Source organism: Ancylobacter rudongensis, assembly GCF_900100155.1.
GTDB lineage: Bacteria > Pseudomonadota > Alphaproteobacteria > Rhizobiales > Xanthobacteraceae > Ancylobacter > Ancylobacter rudongensis.
This window is the reverse complement of the sequence record NZ_FMTP01000003.1, coordinates 321,658-339,768: the sequence shown is the minus strand read 5'-3', so window position 1 is coordinate 339,768 and position 18,111 is coordinate 321,658. Positions and strand designations below refer to the sequence as shown.

Genomic DNA, 18,111 nt, shown 5'->3' with positions numbered 1-18,111 from the left:
CGCGGGGCCAAAATAACCCCTGGCCACTGATGCCCGGCGCGGCCCGCCGCCGGCCATTGCCCCTGACGATGGTCGTCCGCCATGGCCGCATGGCGACCTCACGCCACGCCGCCCTCCGGGTAGGGGCCCCGTCACGCGCCCGTCACCATTGACGCGGCAGGCTGGCTCGCCGCATGGTGCGCGCGCATCTGTGCCTTTTGGAACCAAAGGAGTGTCCCCGCGAATGTCAGTCTGGCCGGTCTACGGAAAAATCGACGGTCCCCTCGTGCTCATCGGCTTCGGCTCGATCGGGCGCGGCATCCTGCCTCTCCTGGAGCGGCACTTCGATTTCGACAAGGAAAGCCTGACCGTCATCGACCCGGTGGACGATCACCGCGCCCTCCTCGACGAGCGCGGCATCCGCTTCCTCCAGCTCGCCATCACCCAGGAAAACTACCGCGACGTGCTCACCCCCCTGCTCACCACGGGCGGGCGCGGCTTTGTCATCAACCTCTCGGTCGATACCGGCTCGGTCGACCTGATGCTGTTCGCCCGCGAGCTGGGCGCGCTCTACATCGACACGGTGGTCGAGCCCTGGCTCGGCTTCTATTTCGACAAGGACGCCACCCCCGCCAGCCGTTCCAACTATGCGCTGCGCGAATCCATGCTCAAGGCCAAGCGCGCCCATCCCGGCGGGCCCACCGCCGTCTCCTGCTGCGGCGCCAATCCGGGCATGGTGTCCTGGTTCGTCAAGCAGGCGGTGATCGACATCGCCACCGATACCGGCCTTGATTTCACCGAGCCGACCAGCCGCGAGGGCTGGGCGGAGCTGATGAGCCGCGTCGGCGTCAAGGGCATCCACATCGCCGAGCGCGACACCCAGCGCGCCCGCGACCCGCGCCCCTTCGGCACCTTCGTCAACACCTGGTCGGTGGAGGGCTTCGTCTCCGAGGGGCTGCAGCCGGCCGAGCTCGGCTGGGGCACGCACGAGACCTGGATGCCGGAGAACGCCCACACCCATAATTTCGGCTCCGGCGCGGCGATCTATCTGATGCAGGCCGGCGCCGCGACCAAGGTGCGCACCTGGTGCCCGACGCTGGGCCCGCAGCACGGCTTCCTCGTCACCCATAACGAGTCGATCTCGATCGCCGACTATTTCACCGTCCGCAACGGCGCCCAGGTCGCCTACCGCCCGACCTGCCACTATGCCTACCATCCCTGCAACGACGCGCTGCTGTCCTGGCACGAGATGTTCGGCACCGAGGGCGGGCCGCTCGGCGACTGGTCGATCCTGACCGAGCACGAGATCGTCGACGGGCGCGACGAACTCGGCGTGCTGCTCTATGGCCACGCCAAGAACGCCTACTGGTACGGCTCGCAGCTCACCATCGAGGAAGCGCGCGACCTCGCCCCCTACCAGACCGCGACCGGGCTGCAGGTGACATCAGCCGTGCTCGCCGGCATGGTGTGGGCGCTGGAGAACCCGCAGGCCGGCATCGTCGAGACCGACGAGATGGACTATCGCCGCTGCCTGGAGATCCAGAAGCCCTATCTCGGCACGGTGAAGGGCTACTACACCGACTGGACCCCGCTGGACGGCCGCCCCGGCCTGTTCCCCGAGGATATCGACCCCACCGACCCCTGGCTGTTCCGCAACATTCTGGTGCGGTGACCTCACAGGTCGCGCAGGCGGAACACGAAGAAGTACAGCAGCGCCGTATTGGTGCACACGCCGATGATCGCGGCGAGGAAATAACGGCCCGGGTGAAAGCCCGGGCTTTGCCGTTGCGATTTGAACGTCAGCAGCCCCACCGCCAGCAGCGAATAGACCGCCGAGGAGACGATACGTGTCATCACCTCGTCGCCATTGGTCAGTTGCCCGACCAGCGAGTGGACGCCGGGGGTCCAGCTCAGCGTCATCAGCAGATGGTCGGCGACCAGGGCGACCAGCGAGAAGGTCCAGACGAAGACGAAGAACGTGCCCCACTGGTCGACCCGGCTGGCGCCATCGGCGGTGTCGCGGCAGATCACCAGCCCGACCGTCTGCACCAGCATGATGGTGCCGATCACGCCGATGACGAGGCCGAGATTCAGCGCCGCAACCTCGAACAGGTCGCCGCGCGTGCCGACAATGCTGCGGGCGATGAAGAACAGGATGCTGGAAACCACCAGCGCGGCGACGTTGTTCTCCAGGTTCGTCGTCTCCTTCGGAATCTTTTCCGGCGGAATCTGCGACGAGATCAGCATCTTGCGGTAGGCGGCGAAGGTTTCGCTCAGATATTTGGTCGGATTGTCCATCCTTGCGCCGCCTATGGCGCCTCCGCCATCCACTCGATGGCCCAGCCCGGCTCGCTGTCGGGCCGGCGGCCGGTGACGTCGCGGCGGTCGAGATCATTCAGCCAGAGCTGCGAGCGCGCGCCGGGTTTGCCCGCGATGACGAAGGGGATGCAGGCCGCGCCGGCGGCATATTGGCCCATCTGCGTCTCGATGCGGGCGTAGCGGGTGTATTTCTGCAGCGCTGCGTCCACCCGATCATTGGGGTCGAATTTGCCGTCGGCCACCGCCCGCCGCATCAGCCGCATGTCTTTGAACACCACCATGGCGTCGGTGAAGCGGTCTTCATAGAGGAACTGCTCGCGATTGCCGCCGCGCACATCGTCGGTGCGCCGGCAGCTCGCGCCGGGCCCGGGATAGTTACGATGGAAGCCGATCAGGATCGGCGGCTGGTCGCGTGGCGCCATGTGAAAGCGGACATAGTCCGCCACATCGACCTGGGTGCCGAAACGGGCATAGGCGTTGGAGAGCGGCAGCAGCGCCCGGATGAGCGGAATGAGGCCGCATTCGGAAAATTCGGACCGGATCAGGCGGACCTGGGTGGCGCTGAACTCATCCTTGGCGCGCAGATCGACGAATTTGATCGCCACCACGCCGGCCTCGCCGCCGGGAAAGAGATAGGCGAAACGGCGCGGTCCGGGGGCGAGGCTGGTCCGGCGATTGACCCGCAGCTCCTTCCAGCTACCACCCTCCTCGACCAGCAGAGCGGGCCGGCCCGCCAGCTTCGCCGCGACCGCGTCCGGCACCGGACAGGTGGGCGCGGCGATTGCCTCCCCGAGCACAAGCAGGCACCCCAAGGTACTGAGAAGCCACCGGCTACATGCGAACATGCACCCCTCCTGACACTATCTTAACGAGCTAATCTATATTATACCTCTCATGGTTGTGTGCCCAGCGTTATTTTACCCCCCCGGCCTCACCCCTCCGGCGTGCCGATCGTCAGGCAGCGCCGGCGGGCTGCCTCCAGCCCCTGGGCGACGACATCGGTAAGGCCGGCGGCGCGCAGCGCCTCCAGCCCGGCCGCCGTGGTGCCGGCATAGTCCACCATGTCGCGCACAAAATCCGCCGCCGGCCGCTCGCTGGTCGCCAGCATCGCCCCGGCGGAGTGGAACAATTGCCCCACCGCCCGCCGCGCCACCTCAGGGGCGACGCCCTGCCCGTTCGCATAGTCCTGCACGCTGGCGGCGAAGGCGGCGACGAAGCCCGGCACCGGCCCGGTGATGGCGGTGAACACGTCGATCTGGCTCTCTTCCGGCACCTCGTCGGTGATCCCGCAGGCGGAAAACAGCGCCCGCACCACCGCCCGGTCGGTCTCGCTCACCCCCGCCCCGGCGAACCAGGGCGAATAGGCCATGCCGGTTTCGGCGGCCGGCGAGGACATCGCCCGCACCACCCGCGCCCCGCCGCTGATGGTGTTGAGCGCCTCCACATCCACCCCCGCCATGACAGACACCACCAGCCGCCCGGCACCATTAAAGCGCAGCTTTCGCCCGGCGGCGGGCGGCAAGGCGAGCAGCAGCGTGTCGCATTCCTCTACCAGCACCGGCACCTCGCGGGTCCAGTTCAGCCCGGGGTAATCGGCAAGGGTCGGCAACGGCCCGGACCGGTTGGCGATCCACATCCGGCCCGGTTCCACCACCCCCGCCCGCAGCAGCGCGCTCGCCAGCGCCGCGCCCAGCTGGCCGCAACCGACCAACCCCAATGTGCCGTGAATTTTGTCCATGTCGCCCCCTGCCGCGCTGAACCCCGGCGCCCCGGGCAGCGTACAACACACCGGCTGAAACCTGCGCCCGCCTGCGACATGCGTCCGGTTGGAATGCGCCGCCCATCCACCTATAAGCACGGCAGAAGCTGCCGGCAGCGATCCGTCGAGGGAGTACCGATGACCAAGCCTGTTCCGGTGGACGCGGCCTCCGTTGCCCTCCACCCCGGCCCCGATGGCGGGCTGCCCGCCGGCCATCCGCCGGTCAAATTCGGCAAGATCGGCGTGCTCATCGTCAATCTCGGCACGCCCGACGGCACCGATTACTGGTCGATGCGGCGCTATCTCAAGGAGTTCCTCTCCGACCGCCGGGTGATCGAGGTCAACCGCGTGCTGTGGTGGTTCATCCTCAACGTCATCATCCTGTCCATCCGCCCGCAGGCCAAGGGCAAGGACTATGCGACGATCTGGAACAAGGAGCGCGATGAGGGCCCGCTGCGCACCATCACCCGGTCGCAGTCGGAAAAGCTCGGGGCTGCCCTGGCTCCCCGCGATAGCCGCCTCGTCTTCGACTGGGCGATGCGCTACGGCCAGCCCTCCATCGCCTCGCGCATCGAGGCGCTGCAGGCGCAGGGCTGCGAGCGGTTGCTGCTGATCCCGCTCTACCCGCAATACGCCGCCGCCACCTCGGCGACGGTGTGCGACGCCGCCTTCGACGCGCTGAAGAAGATGCGCTGGCAGCCGGTGCTGCGCGTCGCCCCGCACTGGCCGGACGAGCCGGCCTATATCGAGGCGCTGGCCAATTCCATCACCTCGGAACTGGCGAAGCTCGACTGGGAGCCGGAGCTGGTGCTCGCCTCCTTCCACGGCATTCCGAAGGAATATTTCGACAAGGGCGACCCCTATCACTGCTACTGCTACAAGACGATCCGGCTGGTGCGCGAGCGGCTCGGCTGGCCCGAGGGCAAGCTGCGCCTCACCTTCCAGTCGCGCTTCGGCAGCGCCGAATGGCTGCAGCCCTACACCGACAAGACGGTGGAAGCGCTGGCGAAATCCGGCGTGAAGCGCCTCGCCGTGCTCACCCCCGGCTTTGTCGCCGACTGCCTGGAGACGCTGGAGGAAATCGCCGGCGAGAACGCCGAGATCTTCCACCATAATGGCGGCGAGAAGTTCCACTTCATCCCCTGCCTCAATGACAGCCCGGACGGCATCAAGGTGCTGGAAGCGGTGGTCAAGCGCGAGCTGAAGGGCTGGGCGGAGCTGTAGGGGGCATCAAGAGCCCCCCTCATCCCCGGGCTTGACCCGGGGATCCAGCCTCGCCGCCGTCGCGCCCAAAACCTGGGTGCCCGGGTCGAGCCCGGGCATGAGGGAGAGAAGGGCGGGGCGTGCGCCGGGCACAGTCTGCGGGCTTCGAGGCCGGCCTCGCGGCCGGCACCTCAGCCTGACGGCCTCTTCTTCCGGCGAACCCTCGTCATCCCAAGGTGCGCGCACCGCGCGCCTCGAAGGACGCAGAGCCTCCCCAACGGAGCGCCCTCATCCCCGGGGCGTGACCCGTGGATCCAGCGTTCCTCGGCGCCGTTACGCCCGGTCCTGACGGGATGCGTGGGAGCGGAGCGCCGCGCGTATCAGCCGCGAAACCCAATGTGTTTTGCCGCGCCGGCCACCATCGCCCAAGCAGGGCGCCCGCAATGTGCCACGGAGCGCCGGCCATGCCCCCTACCCGCAGCGAACCCGCCCTGCCCGCCGCAGACGATCCCCGCAGCGAGATGCAGCGCATGCTGGCTGGCGAACTCTACCGCGCCAGCGATCCCGAGATTCAGGCCGCCGAACGCGCCGCCTTCGGCTGGCTGGCGCGCTTCAACGCCTCGCTCCCCCTCTCGCGCGCCGAGCGGCGGGCGCTGCTGGCGGAAGGGCTCGGTACGGTCGGGGAGCGCACCGGCATCCGCCCGCCCTTCCACTGCGACTATGGCTTCAACATCCATCTCGGCACGGGCGTCTTTCTCAATTTCAACTGCGTCATCCTCGACGTGGTGCCGGTGCACATCGGCGACGGCACCGAGATCGGGCCGGGCACCCACATCTACACCGCCGACCACCCGCGCGACCCCGACGCGCGCCGCCTCGGCCTCGAATTCGGCCGCCCCGTCACCATCGGCCGCAATGTTTGGATCGGGGGCAAGGCGATCATCCTGCCGGGCGTCACCATCGGCGACGATGCGGTGATCGGCGCCGGCGCCGTGGTCACAAAGGACGTGCCGGCGGGGGCGACAGCGGTGGGCAACCCGGCGCGGGTGAGGTGAGCGGGGGCGCGGCCTATTCCGCGCGGCGGCTGGTGCCGGCGAAGCGCTCGGTGAAGGCCAGCACCGCATAGGCGGCGAGGAACAGCACGCTCGCCGCCATCAGCCAGCGCACCTGCGTCTCGCTCACATCGGTTTCCAGCCGCATCAGCGCCTTCAGCAGGGTGATGCCGGAAATCGCCATCAGCGAGGCGAACAGCTTGAGCTTCAGCTCGAAAAAGCTGATCCGCATCATCCAGGCCGGCGATTCCGGCGCCTGCCGGCGGTCGATCTGCTCGACGAAATTCTCGTAGCCGGACTGGATCACGATCACCATCAGCCCGCCGACCAGCACGAGGTCGATCAGGTTGAGCAGCTCCATGATCACGGCGGTCTCGGAAAGGCTGAAGATCTGCAGCGCAAAGGCCCACAGCCGCGCGGCGAAGGCGACCACCAGCAGCGCCAGGGCGAAGGCCAGCCCGAGAAACAGCGGCACCATCGCCCAGCGGCTGAGCAGCACAATGCGGACGATGACGCGCCCCGGCCAGCCCGACATGTCCGCCGCCATCAACGTCACCCTCTGCGCCTGCCCGCCGGCCACCCCGCGCGCCGGGTGGCCGATGCTAGCGGAGGAGCGGCGCGGGTTCAAAGGGGGGCTTGGGTGGACACGCGCGGGGGCGCCGCCACGGGCCCGCGCGAGGTGACTTCCAGCCGTCACCGCAGGCGCCGGCTCGATAGGAAATAGCGGCGCGCGGCTTCCGACGCGACAAAGGTCGGGGCACGCAGTTCCGCCCGGTGGGCGCGCGAGAAGAGCAGATGGAACGTGGCGTTGCCAAAACCGCATACCACGTAAAAGCTGCCAACGGACAACAGTCCTAAACCAACTCTCAGCGCCATCTCTGGTATGGCAACATTATCTATCGCGAATAGAATATAAACAATGCAGCATGCTAAATAAACTACAACAATAATACGATAATACCGGGCCCATAGCCATGTGATCATTGTCAGAAACGCGGTAAAAGTCTTCAGCTGTGTCATTTTGAGCCGCCCTCCATCCCCTCCCGCCAGTCGGGCGGCAAGTGGAAGGTGGCGATCAGGCCGGCTTCGCCGGTGCGGGTGAGGGTGAGGGCGCGGCTGCCGGGCACGCGGGCGAGCCAGCCGAGCGCGAGCAGCCGCTCCAGCAGCCCGGCGCCGAGCCGGCCGGCAAGGTGCGGGCGCCGCTCGCTCCAGTCGAGGCAGGTGCGGCAGAGCGGGCGGCGTGAGGCTTGGCGGCAATCTGCGCCGGAGGTTTGCCCCGGCCCGTCGAGGTCGAGGCCGAATTCGGCCAGAAACGCCCGCCCCTGCGGCGTCGGCTCCACCGCCTCGCCCTCATTGGCGAGCCGCACATGCCCCTGCGCCTCCAGCGCGGCCAGCAGCGCCACCGCCAGCCGGCCGGCGAGGTGGTCGTAGCAGCTGCGGGCGAGCCGCAGCGCACCGTCGCGCGGGCCGGGCGGGCGATGGCGCGGCGGGCCCAGGGTCGCCGCCAGCATCAGCGCGTGCAGCACCTCGGCGATCTCGGGCGAGGCCAGCCGGTAATAGCGGTGCCGCCCCTGCGGCCGCGCCGCCACCACCCCGGCTGCGGCCAGCTTGGCGAGGTGGCCGCTGGCCGTGGGCGCGCTCACCCCGGCCTGGCGCGCCAGCTCGCCGGCCGTCAGCGCCGGCCCGCCCATCAGCGCCAGCAGCATGTTGGCGCGGGCGGGATCGCCCAGCAGTGCCGCGATTTCGGCGATGCCGGCGCCAGAGGCGAAGGCCGTGGCGGCGTGGGGCAGGGTGGCGTGGGCCGTGGCGTCGAGGGGGGCAGGGGCGTTCATCGCGCAAGCTTAACCCCCCGGCGGGCCGCTCGTCAGCCATTGGGGCTTCGGCCAGCGCCGAAACGTCGGCGCCGCGCGGCGGGCTAGTCAGGGTGTCCCTCCCCAACGCCGGACGCCCCATGGAAAAGCCCCGCCTCGCGGTCGAACTCGCCCTGCTGCTGCTGCTGTCGACCCTGTGGGGCGCCTCCTACAGCTTCATCAAGATCGGTGTGGAGACCATCCCGCCGCTCAGCTTCATCGCCGCCCGCACCGCGCTGGCCGGCGCGGTGCTCTATGCAGTGCTGCGCGGGCGCGGCCTGCGCCTGCCGGCGGACCGGGCAACCTGGCGCGCCTTCCTCCTCCAGGCCTGCCTCAACAGCGCCGTGCCCTTCACCCTCATCGCCTGGGCGGAGACGCGGCTCGGCGCCGGGCTGGCTGTCATTCTCAACGCCACCACGCCGATCTTCGCCTTCCTGATGGCGGCCGCGACCGGCCGGCATCCCTCCGGCGGGGCGCGGCGGGGGGTGGGCGTCGCCTGCGGGCTCATCGGCACCGGCCTGGTGGTGGGGACGCAGGCGCTCAGTGCGGACGCCTTCGCCACGCCGTCAGCGGTTCTGGCGCCGCTCGCCATTCTCCTCGCCACCGCCTGCTATGCCGGGGCGGCGCTGTTCGGTGCCCGCTTTGCCGGGCTGGACCCGATGCTGCCGGCCTGCGGTTCGCTGCTGTGCGGAACCGTGCTGCTGGCGCCGCTGGCGCTGGTGGTGGACCGGCCCTGGACGTTCACCCCCTCGCCCGCCTCGCTGGCGGCGCTGGTGGCGCTGGCGCTCGCCTCAACGGCGGCGGCCTTCGTGCTGTATTTCCGCCTGCTGCGCACGCTCGGCCCGGTGGGCGCCACGGCGCAGGCCTATCTCCGGGTGCCGATCGGCGTCGGCATCAGTGTCGCCTTCCTCGGTGAGGCGCTGGCCCCCACCGCCTGGCTCGGGCTGGTCGTCGTAGCGATCGGCGTCGCGGCGATGACGTTGCCGGCGCCCACCGGCCGCTGAAACAAAACGGCCGGCGTGTCGCCACGCCGGCCGTCTTTAGCTTTGTCGATCCGCGCTCAGGCGGGCCGGGTCAGGCGGATCGCTCCGCCTTCTCCGGAGAGGCCGATCAATCGGCCTTCTCCAGAGAGGCGGATCAATCCGCCTTCTCGGCCTGCTTCTTCAGCGCGGCGCCGAGGATGTCGCCGAGCGAGGCACCGGAATCCTGCGAGCCGAACTGGGCCACGGCTTCCTTTTCCTCGGCGATTTCCAGCGCCTTGATCGAGACCTGCACCTTGCGCGCCTTGCGGTCGAACAGGGTGACGCGGGCGTCGAACTTCTCGCCGACGGCGAAGCGGTCCGGGCGCTGGTCGCCGCGGTCGCGGGCCAGTTCCGAGCGCTTGACGAAGGCGGTCATGTCCGAGCCGATGATCTTCACATCGACGCCGCCATCCTTCACGTCGATCACTTCACAGGTGACGATCGCGCCCTTGCGCAGTTCGCCAGCGTCCTGGAAGGGGTCGCCGCCGAGCTGCTTCACGCCGAGCGAGATGCGCTCCTTCTCGACATCCACGTCGAGAACGACCGCCTTGATCATGTCGCCCTTCTTGAACTCCTCGATCACCTGCTCGCCGGGACGGTTCCAGTCGAGATCCGACAGGTGGACCATGCCGTCGACGTCGCCGTCGAGGCCCAGGAACAGGCCGAACTCGGTCTTGTTCTTGACCTCGCCCTCGACCACCGCGCCGGCCGGATACTTCTCGGCGAAGGCGTCCCAGGGGTTCTGCAGCGTCTGCTTGAGGCCGAGCGAGATGCGGCGCTTGACCGGATCCACCTCGAGGATCGCCACTTCCACTTCCTGCGAGGTGGCGACGATCTTGCCGGGGTGGACGTTCTTCTTGGTCCAGCTCATTTCGGAGACGTGGATCAGGCCTTCGATGCCCGGCTCCAGTTCCACGAACGCGCCGTAGTCGGTGATGTTGGTGACGCGACCCTTGAAGCGGGCCTCGACCGGGTACTTGGCCTCGATACCCTCCCACGGATCGCCGAGCAGCTGCTTCATGCCGAGCGAGATGCGGTGGGTCTCGTGGTTGATCTTGATGATCTTCACCTTGACCGTCTGGCCGATGGAGAGCACCTCGGTCGGGTGGTTCACGCGGCGCCAGGCGATGTCGGTGACATGCAGCAGGCCGTCAATGCCGCCGAGATCAACGAACGCACCGTAATCGGTGATGTTCTTGACCACGCCGTCGATGACCTGACCCTCTTCGAGGTTCTGCACCAGCTCGTGACGCTGCTCGGCGCGGGTCTCTTCCAGAACCGTGCGGCGCGAGACGACGATGTTGCCGCGGCGGCGATCCATCTTGAGGATCTGGAAGGGCTGCGGGTTGTGCATCAGCGGGCCGACATCGCGGATCGGGCGAATGTCCACCTGGGAGCGCGGCAGGAAGGCCACGGCGCCGTCGAGGTCGACGGTGAAGCCGCCCTTGACCTGGTTGAAGATCACGCCGGTGACCTTCTCGGTGGCGTTGAACGCCTTCTCGAGGCGGACCCAGCTCTCTTCGCGGCGGGCCTTGTCGCGCGAGAGCACGGCTTCGCCCAGCGCGTTCTCGACGCGCTCGAGATAGACCTCGACCTCGTCGCCGACCTTGATGTCCTGGTCGCGGCCGGGGCCGGCAAATTCCTTCAGTGCCACGCGGCCTTCGGTCTTCAGGCCGATATCGATGATCGCGAGATCCTTCTCGATCGCGACGACGATACCCTTGACGACTGAACCTTCGGCGAGCTCCGATTCACCGAAGCTCTCTTCGAGCATGGCGGCGAAATCGTCACGAGCGGCGGCAAGCGTTTGAGTAGCGGACATAGATGCTCCTTGCCAGGATCTGCGCCGGATTGGGTTGAATGAGCCTCTTCCTCCACGGGCGCCGGGACTGGCAGGCCCGGCGCTGTCCACCCGCAAAGGCGAACCCGGCGCGCTGGCCGTGAGGGACAAGGCTTTGAAAGCTCTACGCCACGCTGCCCGGGCGCGGCCCCCCGGAGGGAGCCGTCACGCATGGGCACGCGGTACTGTCCGGGGCACGCCGCGAGGCAGGATCGGAGGACTGGCCTCCAAGCACGGAGAGCGCGCATCCCGCGCCCCCGGCCCTCCCGATGGACCGCCTCGATGAGATGGTGGCCCGGACAAGCGCGTGCAATAGCGCAAGGGGAGGGCAAGGGCAAGGGTGGGGTGGGAGCTGGGGGGAGGGCGTAGGGAACCTCCCTATATGAAATCAAGTCCACCTATTAACGTGGCCGGAAACGCTCGCAGCTCATAAGCTGCTGTTCCGATTCGATAAATTAACACGTTGAAAAATTTGCTAGATTCTCTATATTTGGGAATGGGTCTGAACCTGAGCATAACTCAGCAGTAGGACCTACCCGGGGAGGGCGTAAGCTCTCCCCCTTCCTTTTTGGGCCTAAGGCCTCGATCTAATTTATTAAAGATCGACGATCCCCAAGGCGGACCCTTTTCGGGCCCACACGTTAGCGATGGGCTGCAAACGGTCGAAGTAGTTCCTTGCGCCCGATTTCCTTACGTAACTGTTGGGAATATATTTTTGGGTCAAAAAATACGCACAGACGTCAGCAGCCTGCAAGGGTAACGTATCTCTAGAATCTTTCCCGTGCGGATCCTCTATTATTTTAATTATTGGTACATTGCGATACCCTGGACCGAAATGTTGCTGATTTGGAATATAATTTATAACTGACATTCGGCGCACTAGACGAAGAAGCGCTTTTCCATTCGTTGCATCCGTTATTACAATTCCGTGGTCGTTACGGAATGCCCCAGGAAAATTTCCATATTTCATTGTATTTTCAAATCTTTGAAATAACGTAAGCCATGCGCTATCGAACACATTGTAATTAGCTGGTTTATTCGATTTATCAATTATAACATTTGTTAAAGAAATATAATCTAATTTGGACAATTCATCGAGAAAATTTCTTAAAATTGCAAGTCTATTATGCTTTGCGATTCCGTACGGATTCTTATTCAATATTTCAGACGAATGAATCTCTAATCGCACAGGAAACCCGTATGCGTGCCTGATTGTCTTTTTAAATGATATCAAAGCATTGATAAAATCTCTCCAACGACTTTCGTGAACTACAATGCCCGACAGTCCGAAATACCGAGTTGGTGAATTATTCAAACCCGGGTCGCCACTTTCATCGACGTACATTATGTACATGATTTACCTTCAGATTTCGAATATTCAGCATAATTAGTAATCTAGGATCGCGCCCTGCGCCGCCCCGTTCCGCCCGGTTCAAGGTAGTGTTCTTTGGGCGCCCCTAATCAACCCGTCTGTGGTGACGGTGTCCGACTCCAGACTACGCGTCAACCGTGTGTCACAAACACTAGTGTGGAGTATGTGATGAAGATGCAAAGGCTTGCCCGCTTTAGCCGACCACAATCCAGTGGGGATTCGCTAATTGAGTCCAGCCCAATATTTGCTTTTCCCGGTTGACAGTGGGGATGTCGGGAATAGCAAAAAAGCAAGGGCGCCCGGAGGCGGCCTTTTTCATGACTCGAGCGGCATCAGCTTCGCCTCTACCGACTGCTATTTCGGCGCCTCGCCATTATTAGCGGGATGGAGGAGGACCTAATACGATTGCTTGTCTTGGCGTCCCCTCACCGCCTCCCCGCCCGCACCACGACCGCCACGCCCAGCAGGATCAGCCCGGTGCATACCCCGCTGGCGAGGACGGCGGCGGGGGTCATGCGGGCGCCGGCGGAAAGGCGCAGCGGGCCGAGGCGGAGGTCACAGGCCGCCTTCATCTCCTCCGGATGGGTCGGGGGCGCGGCCAGCCAGTCGAGCGCGGGGGTGGCATTGCCACCCGCCACGCGGGCGGCGCCCGGCCCGGGGGCGGTGTCCGGCGGGGTGGCGCGGGACAGGGCGGGAACGGGCGGCATTGGCGTCTCCTCCAGCGGAGACGCGATTATGAACCGGATCGGCGGGCCGTCGAGGCTTTCCGCGTCGAGGCGTTACCCGTCGAGGCTTTAGCCGTCCCGCCGCGCCAGCCACACATCCATCACCCAGCCGCGCGCCGCCTTCACCTGCGCCCGCGTCTCTAAAATCGCCCCGGCGACCTCGGAGAACGTGCCGGCGTGCAGCACCTGCCCCGCCGTGCCGAGATTGGCCCCCCACCAGATCTGGCCCTGAAACCCGCGCGCCGCCAGCGCGGCGAGCCCGGTTCCATCGTCCAGCAGCACGGCGAAGGCGGGGGCGTCGGGCGTCGCCGCCGCCACATGGCGGCCGGTGGTGAGCAGCACCTCCTCGCCAATGGCGTTGAGCGGCAGGGCGTGGGCCGCGCACAGAGCTTGCAGCGCGGTGATCCCCGGAAACACCTCGACCGCAAAATCCGCCTGCGCCCGCGCCTTTGCCAGCACCCTCAAGGTGGAATCATAGAGCATCGGGTCGCCCCAGACGAGCATCGCCCCGGTCTGGTCCTCGCCCAGCTCGCCGGCGATCAGCCCGGCCAGCAGCGCCGCGCGGGCGCCGTGCCAGTCCGCCACCGCGCCCTCATAGGTGTTTCGCGCGCTGTCGAGGGAGGCGGGGGCGCGCTTCGGGCTGGGGGCGCGCACCACCCGGTGGCCCGGCTTGCCGAAGCGGGCGATCAGCTCTTCGCGGGCGCGCACCAGTTCGCCGGCGCCCTCGGATTTGTCGAGCAGGAAAAACACATCCGCCCGTCCGAGCGCGGATAGGGCGTGGCCGGTGAGCCCTTCCGCCTCGCCCATGCCGATGCCGATGACCAGCACATGGCGCATGGCTTACCCCGCTGCGGGGGCGGCATCGCGCGCGGAAAAGACCTCCTTGGCGATGAGCAGCGCGTCGAGCGCGGCGGGGAAGCCGGCATAGAGCGCCATCTGCATGATCACCTCCACCACCTCCTCGCGCGTCGCCCCGACATTCAGCGCCGAGCCGATATGCACCCGCAATTCCCGCGCGGCATGGCCCAGGCACACCAGCCCGGCGACGGTGGCGAGCATGCGGGCGCGCAAATCGAGCCCGGGGCGGGAATAGACGTCGCCATAGCCGAACTCGAAAATGTAGCGGGCGAAATCCGGGGCGACATCGCCGAGCGCCGCCATCACCTCCTCGCCGGAGCGGCCGGTGATTTCCGACAGCCGCGCCTGGCCGCGGGCGAGCCGGGCGTCCGGTGTGGCCACATCGGTCGCATCGGCCTGATCGTCCACCTGATCGAACCGGTTATTCCCGCTCATGCGACCCTCCCGGAGCGCTTTGCTGCCACGAGGGCGAGCGCTGCCTGCCAGCTTTCATCGATGTTCATGTCGGTGGTGTCGAGAAGGGCGGCATCCCCGGCGCGAATCAGCGGCGCGTTGGCGCGTCCGCTATCCCGCTGATCGCGCTTGAGAATATCGGCCAGAACGGCGTCCAGCGTCACGCTCTCGCCGCGCCCGGCCAGTTCCGCATGGCGGCGCGCGGCGCGCGCTTGCGGGCTGGCGGTGACGAACAGCTTCACCTCCGCCTCTGGGGCGATGACGGTGCCGATATCGCGCCCGTCCAGCACCGCACCGCCCGGCTGGCGGGCGAAATCCTGCTGCAAGGTCAACAGCTTGGCGCGAACCTGAGGCAGGGAGGCGACCCGCGAGGCGGCTTCCCCCACCGCGCCCGCTTTCAGCGCCTCGGGGTCGAGCGCGGCCGGGTCGAGCGCGCCGGCAAGCGCGGCAAGCGCCGCCTCGTCATCAAGATTGACGTGGTCCGCCAAGGCCTTGGCGCCCACCGCGCGGTACAGCAGCCCGGTGTCGAGATGCGGCAGGCCGAAATGGGCGGCGAGGCGCCGCGCGATCGTCCCCTTGCCCGAGGCAGCCGGCCCGTCAATGGCGATGATCATCCCGCGACAGCCTCGGAATCGATCAAAGCCCCCAACCCCCGCATCTGCGGCAGGAAGGTGGGGAAGGAGGTGGCGATGAAGGAAATATCGTCCACTTTCAACGGCTTGTCGGTGGCGAGGCCCATCACCAGGAAGCTCATGGCGATGCGGTGGTCCATATGGGTGGCCACCGTGCCGCCCCCCGCCGCCCCGCCCGCGCCGGTCACGATCAGGTCGTCACCCTCGATGCGGTAGGCGGCACCGGCCTGCGCCAGCCCGTCGGCAACGGCGGCAAGGCGGTCGGACTCCTTCACCCGCAATTCGGAAAGCCCGTTCATCCGCGTCTCGCCAGAGGCGAAAGCCGCCGCCACGGCGAGCACCGGATACTCGTCGATCATCGACGGCGCCCGCTCGGCCGGCACGGAAACGCCTGTCAGCGCGGAGGCGCGCACGCGGATGTCGGCGACGCTCTCGCCGCCCTCGACGCGCTCGTTCTCGAAGCTGATGTCGGCACCCATCTCCTTGAGCGTGATCAGCAATCCGGTACGCAGCGGATTGGTCATCACGCCTTCGATCACCACCTCCGAGCCCGGCACGATCAGCGCCGCCACCAGCGGGAAGGCGGCGGAGGAGGGATCGGCCGGCACGCGGATCGGGGCCGGCTTCAGCTCCGGGCGGCCCTTCAGCGTCACCTTGCGGCCATGTTCGCCATAGGGCTCCACCGTCACCTCGGCACCGAAATGGGTGAGCATGCGCTCGGTGTGGTCGCGGCTCGCCTCCTTCTCGATCACCGTGGTCTCGCCCGGCGCGCCAAGCCCGGCGAGCAGCACGGCGGATTTGATCTGCGCCGAGGCGACCGGGCTCTCATAGGTGATCGGCACCAGCTCCTGCGGGCCCTTGAGGGTGAGCGGCAGGCGCCCGCCCTCGGCCGCCTCCACGACCTCGACGCCCATCTGCTCCAGCGGGTCGAGAATGCGGCGCATCGGCCTGCGGCGCAGGCTGGCGTCGCCGTCGAAGGTGGCGGTGATCGGGTTGCCGGCCACCATGCCCATCATCAGCCGCGAGCCGGTGCCGGCATTGCCGAAATCGAGCACGCCCTCGGGGGCGCGCAGCCCGCCGACGCCAAGGCCGTGCACCCGCCATTCGCCCTCGCCCACCCGCTCGACATCCGCCCCCAGCGCGGCGCAGGCCTTGGCGGTGTTGAGCACGTCCTCGCCCTCCAGCAGGCCGGAAATGCGGGTCTCGCCAATGGTCAGCGCGCCGAAGATGAGCGAGCGGTGCGAGACCGACTTGTCGCCGGGCACGCGCACCCGGCCCTTGAGCGCCGGGGAACGGCGGGCGAGGGCGGGAACGGGGAGGGCGGCGTGACCGGTGCTGCTCATCACTCAAGCCTTGTCTTGTGAAGTTAGAGGTCTTGTGAAGTTAGGGGTCTTGCGAAGTTGGATGTCGTGTGAAGTTCGGGCCCCCGGCCGGGAGCGGTAACGCGCAACGCCGGCAGAACCCTTCCCCCGGCGGCGTGGTGGGCGCCCCTCCTAGCATGTGGGCGCTGCTGCCGCCACGGCCCTCGCAGATGCGGCTTGACTCCGTCCCGCGAGCGGTTCAATGGGAGCACCCTTTCCATCACCACCCGAGGTCTGAAACCGTGGTGAAACCTGAATTAGGCACCAAGCGCGTCTGCCCCGTCACGGGGCGGAAGTTCTACGACCTGAACAAGGATCCGGTGATCTCGCCCTATACTGGCCAGATCGTTCCGATCACCCTGCCGGTAACGCGCGGTCGCGCGGAAGCGCCGCGTGCGGCCGTGGCGGCGGTGGCCGACCCCGATCTGGAAGAGGTCGCCGAGGTCGAGCTGGTCTCGCTCGAGGACGCCGACGAGGAAGCCGCCGGCACGACCAAGGCGGCGGTTGTCGACGACGACCTGGAGATCGACGACGACGAGGTCGCCAGCGACGATGACGACACCTTCCTCGAAGAAGACGAGGACGCCGACGATGACGTGACCGATCTCATCGGCGACGGCATCGAGGACGACGAGGAAAGCTGAACGAGGAAAGCTCTGGGGATGGATCACTCGATTTAAAATCGAGGCTTGCAGTCCGATCCGCCATATGCTTTACGACCACTCCGCCCCGGGTTGATCCGGGTCGGCAAGTCCGGATGAGAACCCAAGGTGCAGCGCCCCGGCGCTTCACGCATCCGGCACCCTCGGTGGGGCCATAGCTCAGTTGGGAGAGCGCTTGAATGGCATTCAAGAGGTCGGCGGTTCGATTCCGCCTGGCTCCACCAAATCTCTCCCTGACGACGACATCTCCCCTTATCGGCACCTGATCAGGCCTGTCCGGCTCCGCGCCGGAGCGGATGTGCGTTCCGCGCGCCAGCCGGATACTCCATGTCGAGCGTGAAGGTGGCTGGCCCTGCCCGGGCGTTCCGGGCAAGGCCTGTTTCAGCTTGCGCCTGATCGCGGCTCAGCGCCGCTCGGCACCGCGCAGCGCATCGACGCTCCAGGGGCCGGGGCCGGCGAAGACGAGATAGAAGAACACGAAGCAGTACAGCGCCGCGAGTTCGCCGCCATTGACCAGCGGGTAGAAATCCTTCGGCGCGTGGACCAGGAAATAGGCCACCGCCGTCAGGCCCGAGAGGATGAAGGCGGTCGCGCGCGAAAACAGCCCGATCAGCAGCAGCGCGCCGCCGACCAGCTCGATGATGCCGGCGATGCCGGGCATGGAGACGAGGCTGATGCCGGTCATCTGGGTGACCGGAAAGCCGAGCACCTTGGTGGTGCCGTGCTGCATCAGCAGCAGCGCCGCCATGATGCGCATCAGGCTCAGAACGTGCGGGGCCAGCCGCGTCAAATTGCCAATCATCGGATCTTCCTCTCGGGGCTCATGGATTGCCGGCCCGCCAACCTGCCCCAATGGCCGTGCCGCTTCAATCGGCGCGCCGGCGGCCGACGGTGCGGGGCACAAACTTCATGACGCAACTGCGAATGATGGATTGAAGGGAAGACCTCAAAACGCTAGACCAAGAGTGGGAAAAGGCTTGGGACCTTTCGCGGGGCTCGGCTCAACCCGTTGGCGTTGCGTACA

General features: G+C 66.8%; 19 protein-coding genes and 1 tRNA gene. 6 read left to right on the top strand and 14 right to left on the bottom strand.

Annotation, left to right across the window (positions count from 1 at the left end):
- Positions 1-223: 223 nt before the first annotated feature.
- Positions 224-1,651, top strand: coding sequence for a homospermidine synthase (locus BLO63_RS09720; protein WP_091439641.1), 1,428 nt, complete (start codon positions 224-226; stop codon positions 1,649-1,651).
- A 2-nt stretch (positions 1,652-1,653) separates the two neighbouring features.
- Here the strand turns inward: BLO63_RS09720 and BLO63_RS09715 are convergent, their stop codons facing one another.
- The 3 genes from BLO63_RS09715 to BLO63_RS09705 all read right to left on the bottom strand — a co-directional run bounded on the left by BLO63_RS09715 (position 1,654) and on the right by BLO63_RS09705 (position 4,036).
- Positions 1,654-2,277, bottom strand: coding sequence for a hypothetical protein (locus tag BLO63_RS09715; protein WP_091439639.1), 624 nt, complete (start codon positions 2,275-2,277; stop codon positions 1,654-1,656).
- A gap of 11 nt (positions 2,278-2,288) precedes the next feature.
- Positions 2,289-3,095, bottom strand: coding sequence for a hypothetical protein (locus BLO63_RS09710; RefSeq protein WP_143007063.1), 807 nt, complete (start codon positions 3,093-3,095; stop codon positions 2,289-2,291).
- 134 nt (positions 3,096-3,229) lie between these two features.
- Positions 3,230-4,036: a pyrroline-5-carboxylate reductase family protein gene (locus BLO63_RS09705; protein ID WP_091439635.1), complete on the bottom strand. Its 807-nt coding sequence runs from the start codon at positions 4,034-4,036 to the stop codon at positions 3,230-3,232.
- Between the two features lie 159 nt (positions 4,037-4,195).
- Between BLO63_RS09705 and hemH the strand changes: the two genes are divergently transcribed.
- Positions 4,196-5,281: a ferrochelatase gene (hemH, locus tag BLO63_RS09700; protein WP_091439633.1), complete on the top strand. Its 1,086-nt coding sequence runs from the start codon at positions 4,196-4,198 to the stop codon at positions 5,279-5,281.
- A gap of 443 nt (positions 5,282-5,724) precedes the next feature.
- The gene (locus BLO63_RS09695; RefSeq protein WP_091439631.1) at positions 5,725-6,315 is read left to right on the top strand and encodes a sugar O-acetyltransferase; all 591 of its coding nucleotides are present in this window, start codon (positions 5,725-5,727) and stop codon (positions 6,313-6,315) included.
- Between the two features lie 13 nt (positions 6,316-6,328).
- Here BLO63_RS09695 and BLO63_RS09690 read toward each other — a convergent pair whose 3' ends face one another.
- The 3 genes from BLO63_RS09690 to BLO63_RS09685 all read right to left on the bottom strand — a co-directional run bounded on the left by BLO63_RS09690 (position 6,329) and on the right by BLO63_RS09685 (position 8,144).
- Positions 6,329-6,859: a YqhA family protein gene (locus BLO63_RS09690; protein ID WP_244517787.1), complete on the bottom strand. Its 531-nt coding sequence runs from the start codon at positions 6,857-6,859 to the stop codon at positions 6,329-6,331.
- 146 nt (positions 6,860-7,005) lie between these two features.
- Positions 7,006-7,332 (bottom strand): hypothetical protein, encoded by a 327-nt coding sequence (locus tag BLO63_RS20930; RefSeq protein ID WP_143007062.1) that lies wholly within the window; start codon positions 7,330-7,332, stop codon positions 7,006-7,008.
- Positions 7,329-8,144, bottom strand: coding sequence for an ArsR/SmtB family transcription factor (locus tag BLO63_RS09685; protein ID WP_091439628.1), 816 nt, complete (start codon positions 8,142-8,144; stop codon positions 7,329-7,331). The genes BLO63_RS20930 and BLO63_RS09685 overlap by 4 nt, the downstream gene beginning before the upstream one ends.
- A gap of 119 nt (positions 8,145-8,263) precedes the next feature.
- On the opposite strand from BLO63_RS09685, the gene BLO63_RS09680 reads away from it, so the two are divergent.
- On the top strand, positions 8,264-9,166 hold the full coding sequence (locus BLO63_RS09680; protein ID WP_091439625.1) for a DMT family transporter: 903 nt from the start codon (positions 8,264-8,266) through the stop codon (positions 9,164-9,166).
- Positions 9,167-9,299: 133 nt separating this feature from the next.
- On the opposite strand, the gene rpsA is transcribed toward BLO63_RS09680, so the two are convergent.
- The 7 genes from rpsA to aroA all read right to left on the bottom strand — a co-directional run bounded on the left by rpsA (position 9,300) and on the right by aroA (position 16,407).
- Positions 9,300-11,006 (bottom strand): 30S ribosomal protein S1, encoded by a 1,707-nt coding sequence (rpsA, locus tag BLO63_RS09675; protein WP_091439623.1) that lies wholly within the window; start codon positions 11,004-11,006, stop codon positions 9,300-9,302.
- Between the two features lie 613 nt (positions 11,007-11,619).
- Positions 11,620-12,369: a DUF3800 domain-containing protein gene (locus tag BLO63_RS21520; protein WP_162841800.1), complete on the bottom strand. Its 750-nt coding sequence runs from the start codon at positions 12,367-12,369 to the stop codon at positions 11,620-11,622.
- A 452-nt stretch (positions 12,370-12,821) separates the two neighbouring features.
- The gene (locus BLO63_RS09665) at positions 12,822-13,103 is read right to left on the bottom strand and encodes a hypothetical protein (protein WP_091439619.1); all 282 of its coding nucleotides are present in this window, start codon (positions 13,101-13,103) and stop codon (positions 12,822-12,824) included.
- 87 nt (positions 13,104-13,190) lie between these two features.
- On the bottom strand, positions 13,191-13,958 hold the full coding sequence (gene cobF, locus BLO63_RS09660; protein WP_091439616.1) for a precorrin-6A synthase (deacetylating): 768 nt from the start codon (positions 13,956-13,958) through the stop codon (positions 13,191-13,193).
- Between the two features lie 3 nt (positions 13,959-13,961).
- Complete coding sequence (locus BLO63_RS09655; protein ID WP_244517786.1) at positions 13,962-14,414, bottom strand: carboxymuconolactone decarboxylase family protein; 453 nt, start codon at positions 14,412-14,414, stop codon at positions 13,962-13,964.
- A complete protein-coding gene (gene cmk / locus BLO63_RS09650) occupies positions 14,411-15,046 on the bottom strand; it encodes a (d)CMP kinase (protein WP_091439614.1) in 636 nt (211 codons plus the stop codon). Before cmk ends, BLO63_RS09655 begins: the two co-directional genes overlap by 4 nt.
- The gene (gene aroA / locus BLO63_RS09645; RefSeq protein ID WP_091439612.1) at positions 15,043-16,407 is read right to left on the bottom strand and encodes a 3-phosphoshikimate 1-carboxyvinyltransferase; all 1,365 of its coding nucleotides are present in this window, start codon (positions 16,405-16,407) and stop codon (positions 15,043-15,045) included. The genes cmk and aroA overlap by 4 nt, the downstream gene beginning before the upstream one ends.
- Positions 16,408-16,667: 260 nt before the next feature.
- On the opposite strand from aroA, the gene BLO63_RS09640 reads away from it, so the two are divergent.
- Both BLO63_RS09640 and BLO63_RS09635 read left to right on the top strand, forming a co-directional pair.
- Entirely contained in the window at positions 16,668-17,069 is a 402-nt protein-coding gene (locus BLO63_RS09640; RefSeq protein WP_091439608.1) for a TIGR02300 family protein, read from the top strand.
- Positions 17,070-17,235: 166 nt separating this feature from the next.
- Positions 17,236-17,311, top strand: a tRNA-Ala gene (locus BLO63_RS09635).
- A 179-nt stretch (positions 17,312-17,490) separates the two neighbouring features.
- Here BLO63_RS09635 and BLO63_RS09630 read toward each other — a convergent pair.
- Positions 17,491-17,889: a DoxX family protein gene (locus BLO63_RS09630; protein WP_091439606.1), complete on the bottom strand. Its 399-nt coding sequence runs from the start codon at positions 17,887-17,889 to the stop codon at positions 17,491-17,493.
- Positions 17,890-18,111 lie beyond the last annotated feature (222 nt).

Excerpts from the sequence above, each read along its gene's own strand:
- BLO63_RS09720 (WP_091439641.1), top strand. The coding sequence starts at position 224 with ATGTCAGTCTGGCCGGTCTACGGAAAAATCGACGGTCCCCTCGTGCTC.
- BLO63_RS09715 (WP_091439639.1), bottom strand. The coding sequence starts at position 2,277 with ATGGACAATCCGACCAAATATCTGAGCGAAACCTTCGCCGCCTACCGC.
- BLO63_RS09705 (WP_091439635.1), bottom strand. The coding sequence starts at position 4,036 with ATGGACAAAATTCACGGCACATTGGGGTTGGTCGGTTGCGGCCAGCTG.
- hemH (WP_091439633.1), top strand. The coding sequence starts at position 4,196 with ATGACCAAGCCTGTTCCGGTGGACGCGGCCTCCGTTGCCCTCCACCCC.
- BLO63_RS09695 (WP_091439631.1), top strand. The coding sequence starts at position 5,725 with ATGCCCCCTACCCGCAGCGAACCCGCCCTGCCCGCCGCAGACGATCCC.
- BLO63_RS09690 (WP_244517787.1), bottom strand. The coding sequence starts at position 6,859 with ATGGCGGCGGACATGTCGGGCTGGCCGGGGCGCGTCATCGTCCGCATT.
- BLO63_RS20930 (WP_143007062.1), bottom strand. The coding sequence starts at position 7,332 with ATGACACAGCTGAAGACTTTTACCGCGTTTCTGACAATGATCACATGG.
- BLO63_RS09685 (WP_091439628.1), bottom strand. The coding sequence starts at position 8,144 with ATGAACGCCCCTGCCCCCCTCGACGCCACGGCCCACGCCACCCTGCCC.
- BLO63_RS09680 (WP_091439625.1), top strand. The coding sequence starts at position 8,264 with ATGGAAAAGCCCCGCCTCGCGGTCGAACTCGCCCTGCTGCTGCTGCTG.
- rpsA (WP_091439623.1), bottom strand. The coding sequence starts at position 11,006 with ATGTCCGCTACTCAAACGCTTGCCGCCGCTCGTGACGATTTCGCCGCC.
- BLO63_RS21520 (WP_162841800.1), bottom strand. The coding sequence starts at position 12,369 with ATGTACGTCGATGAAAGTGGCGACCCGGGTTTGAATAATTCACCAACT.
- BLO63_RS09665 (WP_091439619.1), bottom strand. The coding sequence starts at position 13,103 with ATGCCGCCCGTTCCCGCCCTGTCCCGCGCCACCCCGCCGGACACCGCC.
- cobF (WP_091439616.1), bottom strand. The coding sequence starts at position 13,958 with ATGCGCCATGTGCTGGTCATCGGCATCGGCATGGGCGAGGCGGAAGGG.
- BLO63_RS09655 (WP_244517786.1), bottom strand. The coding sequence starts at position 14,414 with ATGAGCGGGAATAACCGGTTCGATCAGGTGGACGATCAGGCCGATGCG.
- cmk (WP_091439614.1), bottom strand. The coding sequence starts at position 15,046 with ATGATCATCGCCATTGACGGGCCGGCTGCCTCGGGCAAGGGGACGATC.
- aroA (WP_091439612.1), bottom strand. The coding sequence starts at position 16,407 with ATGAGCAGCACCGGTCACGCCGCCCTCCCCGTTCCCGCCCTCGCCCGC.
- BLO63_RS09630 (WP_091439606.1), bottom strand. The coding sequence starts at position 17,889 with ATGATTGGCAATTTGACGCGGCTGGCCCCGCACGTTCTGAGCCTGATG.